Origin of the sequence: Pseudomonas sp. PDNC002, assembly GCF_016919445.1 — a bacterium.
Classification (GTDB): Bacteria; Pseudomonadota; Gammaproteobacteria; order Pseudomonadales; family Pseudomonadaceae; genus Pseudomonas.
This window is the reverse complement of record NZ_CP070356.1, coordinates 5,513,475-5,529,658: the sequence shown is the minus strand read 5'-3', so window position 1 is coordinate 5,529,658 and position 16,184 is coordinate 5,513,475. Positions and strand designations below refer to the sequence as shown.

The 16,184-nt window shown below is 66.3% G+C and carries 10 protein-coding genes; 5 read left to right on the top strand and 5 right to left on the bottom strand.

Annotation, left to right across the window (positions count from 1 at the left end; genetic code table 11):
- The first annotated feature begins 90 nt into the window (after positions 1–90).
- Positions 91–993 (top strand): LysR family transcriptional regulator, encoded by a 903-nt coding sequence (locus JVX91_RS24900; protein WP_205336739.1) that lies wholly within the window; start codon positions 91–93, stop codon positions 991–993.
- A gap of 567 nt (positions 994–1,560) precedes the next feature.
- Here JVX91_RS24900 and JVX91_RS24895 read toward each other — a convergent pair.
- Both JVX91_RS24895 and JVX91_RS24890 read right to left on the bottom strand, forming a co-directional pair.
- Positions 1,561–2,343, bottom strand: coding sequence for a fumarylacetoacetate hydrolase family protein (locus JVX91_RS24895; protein WP_205336738.1), 783 nt, complete (start codon positions 2,341–2,343; stop codon positions 1,561–1,563).
- A gap of 11 nt (positions 2,344–2,354) precedes the next feature.
- Positions 2,355–3,248 (bottom strand): TauD/TfdA family dioxygenase, encoded by an 894-nt coding sequence (locus tag JVX91_RS24890; protein WP_205336737.1) that lies wholly within the window; start codon positions 3,246–3,248, stop codon positions 2,355–2,357.
- A gap of 155 nt (positions 3,249–3,403) precedes the next feature.
- Between JVX91_RS24890 and JVX91_RS24885 the strand changes: the two genes are divergently transcribed.
- Positions 3,404–4,435 (top strand): AraC family transcriptional regulator, encoded by a 1,032-nt coding sequence (locus JVX91_RS24885; RefSeq protein WP_205336736.1) that lies wholly within the window; start codon positions 3,404–3,406, stop codon positions 4,433–4,435.
- Positions 4,436–4,781: 346 nt separating this feature from the next.
- Positions 4,782–7,061, top strand: coding sequence for an acylase (locus JVX91_RS24880; protein ID WP_205336735.1), 2,280 nt, complete (start codon positions 4,782–4,784; stop codon positions 7,059–7,061).
- A 745-nt stretch (positions 7,062–7,806) separates the two neighbouring features.
- Here the strand turns inward: JVX91_RS24880 and JVX91_RS24875 are convergent.
- From JVX91_RS24875 to phhA, 3 genes are all read right to left on the bottom strand, one after another.
- Complete coding sequence (locus JVX91_RS24875; RefSeq protein ID WP_205336734.1) at positions 7,807–9,003, bottom strand: amino acid aminotransferase; 1,197 nt, start codon at positions 9,001–9,003, stop codon at positions 7,807–7,809.
- Positions 9,000–9,356: a 4a-hydroxytetrahydrobiopterin dehydratase gene (locus JVX91_RS24870; protein ID WP_024764391.1), complete on the bottom strand. Its 357-nt coding sequence runs from the start codon at positions 9,354–9,356 to the stop codon at positions 9,000–9,002. Before JVX91_RS24870 ends, JVX91_RS24875 begins: the two co-directional genes overlap by 4 nt.
- Positions 9,357–9,461: 105 nt before the next feature.
- A complete protein-coding gene (gene phhA, locus JVX91_RS24865) occupies positions 9,462–10,250 on the bottom strand; it encodes a phenylalanine 4-monooxygenase (protein ID WP_169940784.1) in 789 nt (262 codons plus the stop codon).
- A gap of 257 nt (positions 10,251–10,507) precedes the next feature.
- Between phhA and JVX91_RS24860 the strand changes: the two genes are divergently transcribed.
- Together JVX91_RS24860 and JVX91_RS24855 are read left to right on the top strand one after the other, a co-directional pair.
- On the top strand, positions 10,508–12,070 hold the full coding sequence (locus JVX91_RS24860) for a sigma-54-dependent transcriptional regulator (protein WP_205336733.1): 1,563 nt from the start codon (positions 10,508–10,510) through the stop codon (positions 12,068–12,070).
- A gap of 577 nt (positions 12,071–12,647) precedes the next feature.
- Positions 12,648–16,178: a hypothetical protein gene (locus tag JVX91_RS24855; protein WP_205336732.1), complete on the top strand. Its 3,531-nt coding sequence runs from the start codon at positions 12,648–12,650 to the stop codon at positions 16,176–16,178.
- The last annotated feature ends 6 nt before the right edge of the window (positions 16,179–16,184 follow it).

Genomic DNA, 16,184 nt, shown 5'->3' with positions numbered 1-16,184 from the left:
GGAAGACGGAGGAATTATCGGTAGCCGGATCGATCAAGTCTATTTTCTAATAGTCATGAATCCATTCCTGAAATTTATCGGTTGGCCGCCATGGACCTGCGTGATCTCGCCTACTTCGAAACCATCGCCGAACTCGGCCACCTGGGGCGCGCCGCCGAGCGTCTGGGGCGCAGCCAGCCGGCGCTGACCAAGAGCATCCAGCGCCTGGAGGAATCCCTCGACGCACGCCTGTTCCAACGTGATGGCCGGCGGATTCGCCTGACGCCGGCCGGTGAACTGATGCTGCAACGCGCCCGGCAATTGCGTCAGGACATCGAGGAAACCCGCCGCGAGGTGCGCGACTTCGCCAGTGGTGTCGTAGGCAACATCCGCCTTGGCTGCGCGGCGACCATGGCGGAGTACCTGTTGCCGCGCCTCACCGAGGACCTTCTGGCCCGTGCGCCGGACGTGACCATGAGCCTGGTTCTGGGGCAGGACGACGTGCTGCGCGAAGCATTGCGCAGCGGGCGGCTGGACATGGCGATCTGCTCGCGCATCGTCGATGACCCGCAGCTGAGCAGTGAGCCGCTGCTGCAGGATCAGGTGGTAGTGGTCGCCAGCCGCGATCATCCGATCTTCGATGGTTCGGTGGTCATGGCCGACCTGTGCCGCTATCGCTGGGTGCTGCCGGCGACCGGGGTGTCGTCGCGGCGCTGGATGGACGCCACCTTCCAGGCCCACCAACTGCCTATGCCGCAGGTGCAGATCGAGACCAACGCGATTCCCATGCTGCCCAACCTGATCGCCCGCACCCGCCTGCTCAGCTTCATCGCCCGCGAGGCGCTGGCCGGCGGGCACGGCATGGACCAGTTGCGCGAGGTGCAGTTGGCCGAGACCACGCTGACGCGGACCATCGGGCTGGCCGTGCGCGAGGGCGCCTACCTGTCGCCGGCTGCGCAGTTGCTGCGGGGGATGTTGCGCGAGCATGCGGGGCGGTTCGCAGCGGAGCTCTGACGGCGCGCGGGCATGGAGCCCGCAGCGCGAGTAACGGCCTGGCGTTATCCGCCGCGAGTTTTCGGCGGATAACCTGTTCCAGGTTATGCGCCCTACGCTGCAGGGGGAGCATCCGGGGCGGTTCGCAGCGGAGTTGTAGCGGCGCGCGGGCATGGAGCCCGCAGTGCGAATAACGCCCTGGCGTTATCCGCCGCGAGTTTTCGGCGGATAACCTGTTCCAGGTTATGCGCCCTACGCTGCAGGGGGAGCATCCGGGGCGGTTCGCAGCGGAGTTGTAGCGGCGCGCGGGCATGGAGCCCGCAGCGCGAATAACGCCCCGGCGTTATCCGCCGCGAGTTTTCGGCGGATAACCTGTTCCAGGTTATGCGCCCTACGCTGCAGGGGGAGCATCCGGGGCGGTTCGCAGCGGAGTTGTAGCGGCGCGCGGGCATGGAACCCGTAGGGCGAATAACGCCCTGGCGTTATCCGCCGCGAGTTATTGGCGGATAACCGGTTCCAGGTGATGTGCCTTACGTCGCAGGGAGAAGCGCGGAGCGCAGTTGCAAGAGGCCGGGCCCGTCCTCTCCGTCATTGCTCGAAGCTGCAGCCGACGCGTCCCAGCCCCTCGATTTCCAGCTCGAACGTATCCCCGGGCGCAACCTGCGACATCGGCGCCAGGGCTCCGCACAGCAGGACGTCGCCGGCCTTCAGCGGCGCGTCCAGACGTGCCATGCGCCGCGCCAGCCAGAGGCCGATGTCGAGCATCGCCCCGAGGGTCGTCCGGGTCGGCGGGAAGGCAGGCGCGCCGTTGCGCAGCAGTTGCACTGCCAGCGCGGCGTCTTCCAGTCTTTCCAGCGCCGCCGGCTGATCGCCGGTCAGGTAGAGGCCCGCGCAGAGGTTGTCGGCCACCGAGTCGAGCAGGCCGATCTGCCAGTTGGCCACGGCGGTGTCGTTGATCTCGATGGCCGAGACCGCACCCTCGATGCAGGCGCGAAAAGTGGCCATATCGAGCTCTCCAGCAGGCAGGTCGCGGCCGATAAGCAGGGCGAGTTCCGCCTCGATTCGTGGTTGCAACAGGCGTTCGCGGGCGATAGGTGCACCGGATCGGCAGCGCAGGCCGGCGAGCAAGCGGCCATAAACCGGTTCGCCGACCTTGAGCGCCGCCTGCATCGCCGGCGAGATCAGCCCGGCCTTGGCGCCCGCCAGCCGTTCGCCGCCGGCCAGCGCGAGGTCGATGCCCAGCGCCTGTACGCGATAGGCGTCGTCCAGCCCGGTGAGGCCAAAGTGTGCCGCTGGCGCGGCGATGGGCGTTCGGCTGGCCCGCGCCTCGGCCAGGGCGTGGGCGGCGGCGTGGAGCTTGTCGGTGGTCATCGTCGGGCTCCTCAGCGGCTCGGCACTTCGCCCACCACGGTGGTGCGGTACATCTCCCGGCGCATGCCGTGGTAGTCCGACACCGGGTAGTGCCAGGTGCTGCGGTTGTCCCAGATCGCCAGGGTGCCGGCGGTCCAGCGCATGCGGCAGGTGAAGGCCGGCTGGGTGGCGATGCTGAACAGGTAGTCCAGCAGCGGCTGCGACTCGGCCGGGCGCATGCCCTTGATGCCACTGGTGTAGGCCGGGTTGACGTAGAGGACTTTCTTGCCGGTCTCCGGGTGTTTGGTCACCAGCGGGTGCGAGCGCACTTCGCCATCGTGGCTGCCGTAGCGCACCGCCATGTTTTCCATGAGGTCGTTGTGCTTGGCCTCGGCGCCGTAGGCGCGCTCCGGGCTGTGGATGGCGTCGAGGGTTTCCAGTTGGGCGCGCAGCTTCGGCGACAGCCATTCGTAGGCCAGCGCCAGGTTGGCGTAGAGGGTGTCGCCGCCGAACGGCGGGATGTCGTGGCCGTAGAGCAGGGTGAAAGCCGGCGGGCGCTCCTGGAACGACCAGTCGCTGTGCCAGGCGCCGCCGAACACCACCGGGGTTTTCTCGTTGGCTTCCTTCACCACCCGCACCACATGCGGATGGTCGTCCATGCCGACCACGTAAGGCTCGCGGCCGAATTCGCCGAAGCGCAGGGTGACGGCTTCGAGGTTCTCCACGCTCAGGTCCTGCCCGCGGATGAACAGCACCTTATGCGCCAGCAGCGCCTGGCGCAGCTCGGCGTAGCCGTCGTCGCCCAGGGCGGTCAGGTCCAGGTCGCTGACGTCCGCGCCGATGGCACCGGTGGCCGGGACGATGCGGAAGTGCTTGTACTCGGCAGCACGATTCTGGCTGGGCAGCGCGTAGAAGAACTCGAACATGGGGAAGCCTCTTGTGAGTGTTATTGGCACCTCAAGCATGGTCAGCGCCGTCACTTTCTTCCATGATCAAGTCCGCCAAAAATTGATCTTCTCCGCCAGGTGCGCCTTTGATCCCGGAGAATCCGCCACAGTGAAACCGGCAACAGGAGCCCGCGATGGACTGGCGCCAGACCCGCGAGATCACCGGAGTGCGTTACCTGCTCGACAGCGCCCGCGACGAAGGCCTGAGCGCGGACGATTGCCTGGTGGGCAGCGCCATCACCGCGGCCGACCTGCAGGCGCGCGCCGGGCGCATCCAGGCCTGGCAGGAGTTGGCGGTGATCCGCAACCTGCTGCAGCGCGTTTCGCGGCCCGGCCTGGGGCTCGCGACCGGGCGCCGCTACCACCTCACTTCGCTGGGCCTGCTCGGCTTCACCATGCTCGCCAGCCATACCCTGGAGGAAGCCTTCGAGACCTTCGGGCGTTTCCAGAGCCTGGCGCTGACGCTCTGCCCCGTGAGCAGCGAAACGGAAGTACGCGGACTGTGGTTGATCTTCGATGACCGCGTGCTGCCCGACGATGCGCGCGCCTTCGTGGTGGAGCGCGGCATCGCCGGGTGCTGGCAACTATCCGGCGAATTGCTGCAGCGTCCGCTGCAGCCGCTGGCCATCGAATTGCGTTGCCCGGCGCCGGGAGATTCCGCCGCGTTCCGCGAGACCTTCGGCGTGGAGCCGACTTTCGAAGCACCGCGCAACGCCATGCTCTTCGCCCTGGCGGATCTCCAGACGCCGCTGCCCCAGGCGCAGATCAGCGCCCGCGACAGCGGCGAGCAATTGTGCGAGCGCCTGTGTGGTGAGCTGGCATTGACGCTGGCCGCCACGCCCACTGCGCGACAGGTCCAGCAGCTGCTGCTGCGCGACTCCGCAACCCTGCTCGGCGCCGCCCTGGTGGCCGAGCGGATGGGCCTTTCCGAGCGCACGCTGCAACGGCGTCTGGCGGAGGAAGGGCAGAGCCTGCAGGCGCTCAACGATGGCATCAAGCAGCGCCTCGCCGAGCGTCTTCTGCGTGAATCGCGGATGGACCTGCACGGTATCGCCCAGTGCCTGGGCTATGCCGAAGCGGCGAGTTTTACCCGTGCGTTCCAGCGTTGGACCGGGCAGTCGCCGGGACGCTGGAAACGTCACTCCGGAACCCTGCCCACGCGCTGAAGTCGAACCGCCCTTGATGCCTCTGGAACGGGCGAAAGCCGCGAGATAGAGCTGTGCGAGCTGGCAGATAGCCATCCCGCATGGGCTAATTTCGCGCGCTTCCCATCCGTTGCCCTGAAGAGGTGCGTTGCCTTTTCCAGCTGCGCACCCACGACAAAAAGGAGAGTTCCATGTCCTCAGCAACCTGCCTGCGCGTTTGCCCTGGAAGGCATACCGCGACGTTCTTCACCGCACCGCATTGGCCGGCGTGAGCCGCCATCCATCCTCGCACCGGTTACCGCCTGAGTGGCGCGACCGTGTGCCCCTGGCCGGACTCGCGGCCGTCATCCGAGCATTGAGGGAATCAATGAGCAAGACCTTCCGACTGGCCGCCGTGGCCGGCAGCCTGCTGGCTTCCGGACTACCCGCGCTGGCCTATGGCGCCGAGCTGCAGGCGCAGATCCGCTGGACCCGTTACGGCATCCCGCACATCCAGGCCAAGGACGAGCTGGGCCTGGGCTACGGCATCGGCTATGCCTACGCCCGCGACAACGCCTGCCTGCTGGCGGAGGAAGTCCTCACCGCGCGGGGCGAGCGCTCGCGCTACTTCGGCGTGGACGGCAAGTCTTCCGCCGGCATCGGCAACCTGCCCTCGGACTTCTTCTACACCTGGCTCAACGACAACGAATCCCTGCGCCGCATGCGCAGCGCCCAGCCGCAGCCGATCCGCGACCTGCTCGATGGCTATGCCGCCGGCTACAACCGCTGGCTGTGGGACACCCACGCCGCCGGCACCCGGTGTGCGGGCAAGGCCTGGCTGCGGCCGCTGGAGGCCGACGACCTGCTGCGCCTGACTCGCCGCCTGCTGGTGCAATCCGGCGCCGGGCAGTTCGCCGAGGCGATGATGGCGGCCACGCCGCCGGGCCAGGCAACGTCGTCCATCGTCAGCGACGGTGACGTGATCGCCGCCATGGAGCGCCGCGAGAACTTCCACCAGGACCACGGTAGTAACGCCGTTGCGGTGGGCAGCGAGCGTTCTGTGGACGGCAACGGCCTGCTGCTGGCCAACCCGCATTTCCCCTGGTTCGGTGCGCTGCGTTTCTACCAGATGCACCTGACCATTCCCGGCCAGCTCGACGTGATGGGCGCCTCGCTGCCGGGCATGCCGCTGGTGAACATCGGCTTCAGCAAGGACCTGGCCTGGAGCCACACGGTGGACACCTCCAGCCATTTCACCCTGTATCGACTGGACCTCGACCCGCAGGACTCTCATAGCTATCGCGTCGATGGCCAGTCGCGGCCGCTGAAGGAAGTCACCCTGCGCGTGCGGGTGCGTGAGGACAATGGGCGCGTGAGTGTGCGCAGCCATACCCTCTACGAATCCGAATACGGCCCGCTGCTCAGCGTGCCCGGAAAATTCCCCTGGAGCGCCAGCGAAGCCTTCGCCGTGCGCGACGCCAACCTCGGCAACGACCGCGTGCTGCAGCAGTGGTACGCCATCGATCACGCGCGCAGCCTGGACGAGCTGCGGGGCAGCATCGAGCGGGTGCAGGGCATTCCGTGGGTCAACACCCTGGCCACTGACGCAGAAGGCAAGGTGCTCTACCTCAATCAATCGGTGGTGCCTTACCTCAGCCAGCAGCAATTGGCAGACTGCGCGATTCCTGAGTTCCAGAAGCAGGGCCTGCCGGTATTGCAGGGCGGACGCCGCGTGTGCAACTGGTCCAGTGCGCCGGGCACCCGTCACGCCGGCCTGACGCCGCCGGAGCAGATGCCGTCGCTTGTGCGCGAAGACTTCGTGCAGAACTCCAACGACAGCGCCTGGCTGAGCAACCCGGCACAGCCGCTGACCGGGTTCTCGCCGCTGGTGAGCCGCGATTCGATTCCGGTCAGCGCCCGTGCACGCTTCGCCCTGGAGCGGCTGAAGGGCGACGGCAAGATCGGCCCGGACGACCTGCAGAAGATGGTCACCGACAACCGCGTCTATGTGGCCGACATGCTTCTCGACGACTTGCTGCAGCTGTGCAAGCCGGCACCAGAAGGTGCAGCGGCAGCCTGCGCCGCGCTGGGCTCGTGGGATCGCCACGTCAATCTCGACAGCAACCCCGGATTTGCCTACTTCCAGGCCTTCGTCGCGCGCTTCCTGAAGATCGACGGCGGCTGGCGCCTGCCCTTCGATCCCAAGCTGCCACTGGCCACGCCCTCGGGCATCGCCCTGGACAAACCGCAGGTGCGCGAACAGGCGCAGCAGGCACTGGTGGCGGCGGCGCGGGAGATCGACAGCCGTAACATTCGCACGGACGAGAAGTGGGGCGAGTTGCAGCAGACCGGCGAAGCCAACGCGCGCCTGGGCATCCCCGGCGGCACCGGCAACGAAGGGGTGTACAACGCCATCCACTCGGAATGGCAGGGCGACCACTACCGTGTGCTCAGCGGTAGCAGCTACATCCAGCTGGTGAGCTTCACCGAAGACGGTCCGGTTGCGCGCGGGCTGCTGGCGTTCTCGCAATCCAGTGAGCCGAGTTCGCCGCACCACCGTGACCAGACGGAATTGTTCGCCAGGCAGCAGTGGCCGGAGCTGCCGTTCACCGACGAGCAGATCAAGGCCGATCCGGAGTTGAAGGTGATGGAGCTGCGCGAGCGGTAAACCTGCTCTTGCAGGCGCGCGGCCGTGAGGCTCGTGTAGGAGCGGAGCTTCTCCGCGAAATCCCGGCGAAGCCGGGACAAAAAGCGTCGCGGATAAGATCCGCTCCTACAAAAAGCAGTTCGCCGCACGCCCCGCTGCACAGTTGAAAACGCGCCAAAAGAGACCGGCTCACAGGTCAGTCGAGGGGCATTCGTTGCAGGCGCGGGCCAGGAGGCTCGTGTAGGAGCGGAGCTTCTCCGCGAAATCCCGGCGGAGCCGGGACAAAAAGCGTCGCGGATAAGATCCGCTCCTACGAAGAGCAGTTCGCCGTATGCCCCGCTGCACAGTTAAAAACACGCCAAAAGAGACCGGTCCACAGGTCAGTCGAGGGGCATTCGTTGCAGGCGCGGGCCATAAGGCTCGTGTAGGAGCGGAGCTTCTCCGCGAAATCCCGGCGACGCCGGGACAAAAAGCATCGCGGATAAGATCCGCTCCTACAAAAAGCGGTTCGCCGCATGCCCCGCTGCGCAGTTGAAAACGCGCCGATAGAGACCGGATCGGAGGCCGAGGGGCATTCGTTGCAGGCGCGGGCCGTGAGGCTCTTGTAGGAGCGGAGCTTCTCCGCGAAATCCCGGCGAAGCCGGGACAAAAAGCGTCGCGGATAAGATCCGCTCCTACGAAAAGCAGTTCGCCGCATGCCTCTGAACTGTTGAAACGCGCAAAAAAAGACCGGCTCACAGGCCGGTCGAGGGGGAAGAAAACGGGCTCAGCGGCAGACGCGGGCGATGGCTGCCGCCAGGTGGTCCAGGCGCTCGCCGTCGAGGCCGGCGATGTTGGCGCGGCCGCTGCTGACCAGGTAGATGCTGTGTTCCTCGCGCAGGATGCGCACCTGGTCCGCCTGCAGGCCGGTGTAGGAGAACATGCCGCGCTGGATGGCGATGTGCGCGAAACGCTCCGCCAGCCCGTGAGGCCGCAGGGCTTCCACGAGGCCGACGCGCAGCTCGGCGATGCGCCCGCGCATGGCGTCCAGTTCGTCCAGCCACAGGTTCTTCAGCTCCGGATCGCCGAGGATGGTGGCGACCACTTCCGCGCCGTGGGCCGGTGGGGTGGACCAGAGGTTGCGGGCGAACAGCGCCAGTTGGCTGCGGATGTCGGTCAGCTTGTCGGCGTTCTCGGCGCACACAATGAGTGCGCCAACGCGGTCGCGGTAGAGGCCGAAGTTCTTCGAGCAGGAACTGGTGATCAGCACTTCCGGCAGGCTCTGGGCGAACAGGCGCACGGAATACGCGTCCTCCTCCAGCCCATCGCCCAGGCCCTGGTAGGCGAAGTCCAGCAGCGGCAGCAGTTCGCGGCGGCGGACGATCTCCAGCACGCGCTGCCACTGTTCATGATCCAGGTCGAAGCCGGTGGGGTTGTGGCAGCAGGCGTGCAGCAGCACCACGTCGCCCTGCGGAATTTTCTCCAGCATGGCGAACATGGCCTCCGCGTCGAGGCGGTTGTCCGCGCCGACGTAGGGGTAGTGCTTGATCGGCACGCCGGCGGCGGCGAACAGGGTCTCGTGGATCGGCCAGGTCGGGTCGCTCAGCCAGATATTTTTCCCCGGCAGGCAATGGGCGATGAACTCCGCCGCCAGGCGCAGGGCGCCGGTGCCGCCGGGCGTCTGGGTAGCATCGGCACGAGCGTCCGCCAGCAGCGGCGAGGTAACGCCCAGCACCTGCTCACACAGGCGTGCGGCAAACAGCGCGTCACCGTGGCTGCCGACGTAGCTCTTGGTGGTCTCGCTATCCACCAGGCGCTGTTCGGCGAGCTTCACTGCGCGGGGGATCGGCGTGAGGCCCTGGGCGTCCTTGTAGACGCCCACGCCAAGGTCGAGTCGCGCGGGGTTGGGGTCGGCCCGATAGGCTTCGAGCAGGCCCAGGATCGGGTCCCCCGGCACGCGGGTGACCTTGGCGAAATGACTCATTTGCGTCCCTCTGCTTTCGCGGCCAGCTCGTCGGTGCGCGCGGCCATGATGAAGTCGTTGCGGTGCAGGCCCTTCAGCTCGTGGCTCCACCAGGTGACGGTGACCTTGCCCCACTGGGTCAGCAGGTCGGGGTGGTGGCCTTCTTCCTCGGCGATGGCGCCCACCGCGTTGGTGAAGGCCAGGGCATGGCGGAAGTTCTTGAACAGGAAGACCCGTTCCAGCTCCATGTGATCGTCGCGGACCTCGATGTTCCAGTCCGGGATCTGCTTGATCAGCACCGCCAGTTCTTCGTCGGACACCTTCGGGGCGTCGGCGCGGCAGGCTTCGCAATGGGCTTGGGTAAGTGCGGTCATGAAAGGTTCTCCTTGTCGTGGGGTGGCATAGGAGTGCGCTCGCGAACCATCTTAGGCTCGCGAGCACGTCTCATCCTAGGCACAGATGGGATCGATTGCAGCGGATCAGGCGGCCTGTTTCGGCGGAAACTTCGGCGCGTGCAGGCCCAGGTGCATGGCTTCGCGCACCAGCGCCATGATGTCCTCATGGGCCAGGTCGAACAGGCGCTTGAGCTCGGGGAGCACGAAATACAGGGGCTGCAGGATGTCGATGCGGTACGGCGTGCGCATGCATTCCCGCGGATCGAAGGCCTGGCGCTCGGGAGCGTCGGAGAGGCAGTAGACGGTCTCCCTGGGCGACGAAAGGATGCCGCCGCCATAGATGCGCAGGCCTTGCGGGGTGTCGAGCAGGCCGAACTCGATGGTCATCCAGTAGAGGCGGGCGAGGAACACGCGCTCTTCCTTGCTGGCGGCGAGGCCAAGCTTGCCGTAGGTGTGGGTGAACTCGGCGAACCAGGGGTTGGTGAGCAGCGGGCAGTGGCCGAAGATCTCGTGGAAGATGTCCGGCTCCTGCAGGTAGTCCAGCTCTTCCGGGGTGCGGATGAAGGTGGCGACGGGGAATTGCTGGCTGGCCAGCAGCTCGAAGAAGGTCTGGAAGGGAATCAGCGCCGGCACCCGCGCTACGCGCCAGCCGGTGGCGGCCTGGAGTACCTGGTTGATTTCGCCCAGTTGCGGGATGCGGTCGTGTGGCAGGCCGAGCTGCTCGATGCCGTCCAGGTACTCCTGACACGCGCGGCCCTCGATCACTTTCAACTGGCGGGTGATCAGGGTATTCCAGACCTGATGCTCGGCTTCCGGGTAGTGGATAAAGCCATCTTCATCAGGTTGGCGGGCCACGTACTGCGTTGTCTTCATGGGGGCTCCGGCTGCGAGCTTGTTGTTGTGATGACCAACAGATAGCGCGAGTCGTGCCCTTGATCAGCCCCTTGGCAGCCGTGTTTGCAGGTATCTGACGCGGCAATCCGTAAAGAAAAGATTACGCAAAGCGGCACAAGCATCCGGCCATGGCTTGAAGGTGCGGTCATCTGTCACATATTATTGACGGTAATTTCCGGCCGCCTTGCGAAAATCCGCGCCGGAGCGCCCACCACAACGACAACCACGGGCCCGCCATGCGCATCAAAGTGCACTGCCAGAACCGCGTCGGCATCCTGCGCGACATCCTCAACCTGCTGGTCGACTACGGCATCAACGTCAATCGCGGCGAAGTCGGCGGCGAGCAGGGCAACGCCATCTACCTGCTCTGCCCGAATCTCATCAATCTCCAGTTCCAGTCGCTCAAGCCCAAGCTCGAAGCGGTGCCCGGCGTGTTCGGCGTCAAGCGTGTCGGACTGATGCCCAGCGAGCGGCGTCACTTGGAGCTGAACGCGCTGCTGGCGGCGCTGGAGTTCCCGGTGTTGTCCATCGACATGGCCGGGCAGATCGTCGCCGCCAACCGGGCCGCCGCGCAGCTGTTGGGCTCGCGGGTCGACGAAGTGCCGGGCATTCCGCTGTCGCGCTACGTCGAGGACCTGGACTTGCCAGAGCTGGTGCGGGCCAACAAGGCGCGCATCAACGGCCTGCGGGTGAAGGTGAAGGGCGACGTGTTCCTCGCCGACATCGCGCCGCTGCAGACCGAGCACGACGAGAGCGAGGCGCTGGCCGGCGCCGTGCTCACCCTGCACCGTGCCGACCGTGTCGGCGAACGTATCTATAACGTCAGGCGCCTGGAGCTGCGTGGCTTCGACAGTATCTTCCAGAGCTCGCGAGTGATGGCCGCCGTGGTGCGCGAAGCGCGCCGCATGGCGCCGCTGGATGCGCCGCTGCTGATCGAGGGCGAGACCGGCACCGGCAAGGAATTGCTGGCCCGCGCCTGTCACCTTGCCAGCCCGCGCGGGCAGTCGCCGTTCATGGCGCTGAACTGCGCCGGCCTGCCCGAATCCATGGCCGAGACCGAGCTGTTCGGCTACGGCCCCGGCGCCTTCGAAGGCGCCCGCCCGGAAGGCAAGCTCGGCCTGCTGGAACTGACGGCGGGCGGTACGCTGTTCCTCGATGGCGTCGGCGAGATGAGTCCGCGCCTGCAGGCCAAGTTGCTGCGCTTCCTGCAGGACGGCTGCTTCCGCCGTGTGGGCAGTGACGAAGAGGTGTACCTGGACGTGCGGGTGATCTGCGCGACCCAGGTCGATCTCTCCGAACTCTGCACCAAGGGGGAATTCCGCCAGGACCTCTATCACCGGCTCAATGTGCTGTCGCTGCATATTCCGCCGCTGCGCGAATGCCTCGACGGCCTGGAACCGCTGGTGCAGCACTTCCTCGACCAGGCCAGCCGGCAGATCGGCTGCGCGCTGCCCAAGCTCTCGCCGCAGGCGCTGGATCGCCTGGGCCGCTACCACTGGCCGGGCAACGTGCGGCAGCTGGAGAACGCGCTGTTCCAGGCGGTTTCGCTGTGCGAGGGCGGCACCATACGCCCGGAGCACATCCGCCTGCCGGACTACGGCGCGGCCCATCCGCTGGGTGATTTCTCCCTGGAAGGTGGGCTGGATGTCATCGTCGGACGCTTCGAGAAAGCAGTGCTGGAGCGGCTCTACCGCGAGCACCCGAGCAGCCGGCAACTGGGCAAGCGCCTCGGGGTTTCCCACACCACCATCGCCAACAAGTTGCGCCTGCACGGGCTCGGGCAGAACGACGAGTCGTAGGGCAGGGCGCCACTGCGACGCGATAGCGATGTGCTCGGAGCGGCCCTCACCCCAGCCCTCTCCCAAAGGGAGAGGGGGGCCGTTGGGTCTTCGGCGTCAGCCGGCTCGGTCTGCCTCCTCTTCCTGAGCGCGCGCGGGCCAAGGCGAGGGACGTGCAGCGCACGGACTCAACGACAGAAGAGCATTGCGCCTGCCTACCACCGGCGGGTGCGGGGGCTTTGGGGGGCGTGACGCTCCGCCGTGCCAATCTTCCGTCGGCCCACCATGCCTGCTCAAAATTTGCACAGTTTTCTGACGCTGGTCTATGTTGACAGCTGGAGGTTCCAGCGACCGAACAGGGCTGCAGTCCCCAGCGGACATGCGTAGGCGGTCACGCACAGCCCGGTGCATCCGGTCGGTCGGCCATTGGCGAGTCATTCGCTCGCGCCGTGGCCGGCAAGCAAGGAAGTAACCTCCAGCCTGCGCGGAAGTACGTTGGCGCCCACAGGAAAGGACCCGGCCCCGGCATGCGCAGCGACGCTCCCTGCCCGAGCCTTGAGGCATTGTTAACGGTCGACCCGACGCCTCGGGAGGGACCATGGATAACAAGGACTCAGGGAGCAATCTCTCCCTCTGGATACCCGGCTCGGCAGTCGTCCTGAGCCTTGTGGTGTCGGCGCTGGCGCTGACCCGTCCGGCTTTTCTCGAACCTCGCCCGCTGGGTGGCCAGTTCCAGGTGGAGCGCCCCATCGAGGCGCGACTGTGGCAGGACCCGTTCGATGCGCTGGAGCGCTATCGCAAGAAACTCAAGGATCTGCATCCGGCCAGCGCCAGCAAGGCGGCCGACGATCTTTGCCTTGCTGATCTGCCGGAGAACGCCTCCGGCGAAATCCCCGAGATCATGGTGGCAGTCGTCGAGGGCGGCGCCTACGCCGACGAGGTGGAGTTGCGCCGGCGTATTCGCTACGCCGTGCTGGCGGGGTTCAAGAACACCCACATGGTGCCCGCCGACGAGCAGCACGTCCGTTGCCTGAGCATCGAGGAATCGGTTGGCGACGACCACCCCCTGGAGATTCCTTTCGAAACGCTGATTGCCGATCGCCTCGACCCGCCGCGATCGATGGATCAGGTGCCGCAACTGACGAAGCAGACCCTGCTGTTCTGGGTGAAAGAGGAATACCTGCGACCCAATCCCCTGGAAAAGCTCGACGCATTGCGCACTCACCTGGACATGGCTGTCCGACAGGCACAGGCCAATGCCCGCCATGGCCGAGTCCCTGGCGCGGACGAGGCGCCGCCCAAGGACAGCGTGCTCAAGGTCATCGGTCCGTCCAACTCCACCATGCTGGGGGAGATGTATGAAGACGCCTCGCGCCAGGCGTTTCCGCTGTTGGAAATCTACTCGCCGCTGGCCACGGCCGAGCGGTCGATGCTGTTGTGCGGGCGGATCAAGCCGACCGAGGAGATGAAGCGGATCGGTTGTGCCGATCCCGCGCCGGGGAAGCGGGAGGTGCGGGGAAATCCCGAGAGGAACATGAAGATTCTGCGCACGGTGAGCGATGACGGCCGACTCGCCTCCATGCTGCTGGATGAGCTGCGCTTGCGCCGGGTCGATCCGGTCGGTGGCGTGTTGTGCAGCCGGGGCATGCCCCAGCGCAACGGAACCGACTGCGCGGCGACCGGCGGGTGGCCGAGGTTCGGCCGGGTAGCGCTGATCTCGGAGTGGGACAGCTTCTACTCCCGATCCCTGGCCGAAAGCTTCAAGGTGCGCGTCGGTGATCGCGCCCGGCTGAGCACGGAGGACCTGGACATCGTCGACGACTGGGTACTGCGCTTTAGCTACCTGCGCGGGGTCGATGGCCGGCTGCCCGACCAGGTGGCGAAGCAGGACGACAAGTCCGCTGGCAAGACCGACAGCAAGCCGGGCAACCTGGACCTGGGCACCCTGGAACGCGCCGATGGTGACTCCCAACTCGATTACCTGCGGCGCCTGGCCGACCACATCGCGGAGCTCGATGAGTCCTACCGGCAAAATGGCGAGAGCGGGATTGCCGCCATCGGCGTACTGGGCGCCGATGCCTACGACAAACTGCTGGTGCTGCAGGCGCTCAAGGCGAGAATGCCCAACAAGCTGTACTTCTCGACCGACCTGGATGCGCGCATGTTGCAGCGCGGCCAGGCGGAGTCCACCCGCAACCTGGTGCTCGCCTCACCCTACGGCCTGACGCTGACCCAGGCCCTGCAACAGGATGTGCCGCCGTTTCGCGATAGCCAGCAGAGCGCAGTCTTCGCTTCCATCCTGGCCGCCCAGTCGCCGCGGGACTTCGAATACAAACAGTCCAAGTTCGACCCGACGGGGGGGAACATTCTCTCTCCGGGCATCTTCGAAATCGGCATCAGTGGCTTCATTCCGCTGCCGAGCAAATCCCGGGCGGCGCCCGCGCGCTATTGCGAGGCCCCCAAGACTCGCCGCTCCTGGGCCGCGGGCGAGGGGCGGCCGGCGATGACCCAGGACATCATGGCGCTGTCCTGTCTGCAGGACCCGCCGCCACCGCCCTATCCGCAGATCACCGATGCCTTGCGTAGCAACCTGGGCAACGTTCTGGCGATGTGGGGCGGCGGTTGGCTGATCCTGCTGATGGCCGCGTTGCTGCTGTTCCTCGGGTGGTGGTGGGCCGATGATCGACAAAGCACCGAGCCCCCTGGCGATCTGCCGATGTGGGTGCGACGCCTGCCGCTGGCCTTTTACCTGGTCGCCGGCCTGTTCGCCTGGATCGCCGGCCTGCAATGGCGGGTACAACTGATCTGGGTGACATTCGTGCTGATCGTCCTGGGCATCCTCACCGCGCAGCTGATCCGCCGGCACCGGGCGCAGCTGACCACGGAGGACGCGGGCGAGCCGCCCACGGGCAGCTTGTTCGACTCCTCCGTGTACTACCTGCTGCTGCCGACCATCGTCTTCGTGCTGGCCTTGTTGTGGGGTTACCAGTCCCGGCGTGCGCTGACCGAAAACGGCCTGGGCGAACCGATGTTCTTCTTCGAGGGCATCAGCGCCTGGCCGACCCTGGCGCTGCGCCTCCTGGCGGTGCTGATCTCCATCTCCGCACTGGCCTGGGGCTGGCGCTGCCTGCGCCTGAATCGCCTGGAAATCGAGCGTGCCTATGACCTGGACGGACCGCCAACGACCTTGTGGAGCCGTTTCCCACGACCGGTCGAGGGCCGCTCCTGGGTGCGTGATTTCGGTTCCTACCTGTCGCTGATCCTGTTCCCCCTCTCCAACGACAGCGTGCGCAAGATGGTGCGCAAGGGCAGCGAGGCGGAGTATCCGGGCCACGATGGGCGGCTGCTCATCGATTTCAAGGCCTTCTGGGACGAGCATTGCCTGGGCGGCGTGTTCGGTGCGCGGCTGCTGCGAGCGCTGCTAGCCACCTGGATATTCGCGGTCTTCACCGGGGTGCTGTTCGTCCTCTGGCCCATGGAGGCGAGCCCGATACGCGGCCAACTGCTCTGGGGCAAGGCGCCGTGGATGCTGCCGGTGCTGGCCTTCCAGCTGCTGGTGTTCTGGGTGGTGGACGCCAACTATCTGCTGACGCGCTTCATCCGCCAGCTGGTCCGGCACCACGCGATCTGGCCCGCGGGACTGGAGGAGCAGCACCGGCAGACCTTCGGAATCGGACGGCACGCCTGCATCGACGACTGGACCGACATCACGCTCATCGCCCGCCGCACCGCAGCGGTCAATCGGCTGATCTATGCCCCGACCGTGGTGCTGCTGATCCTCATCGCATCGCGCAGCAGCGTGTTCGACAACTGGCAGACCCCGCCGGGCCTGGTGATCTCCTTCGTGCTGACGGCGCTGATCCTGTTCCTCTCCGCGCTATCGCTGCGCCGGGCGGCGGAGAAGGCACGCACCGCCACGCTGCAGCACATCGACGCGCAGTTGCTCAAGGGCGACAAGGCGGACCCGGAGAATGTGAAGTTCCAGATGATCCGCGACCGGGTGGCCGCACAGAACACCGGCGCCTTCTCCCGCTATTCGGAGGAGCCGCTGGTGCGCGCGTTGCTGGTGTCGCTCACCGGCATCGGCGGTTCGATCATCGTGGACGTGGTGAACTTCGCCAAGTTCTGACCCGGC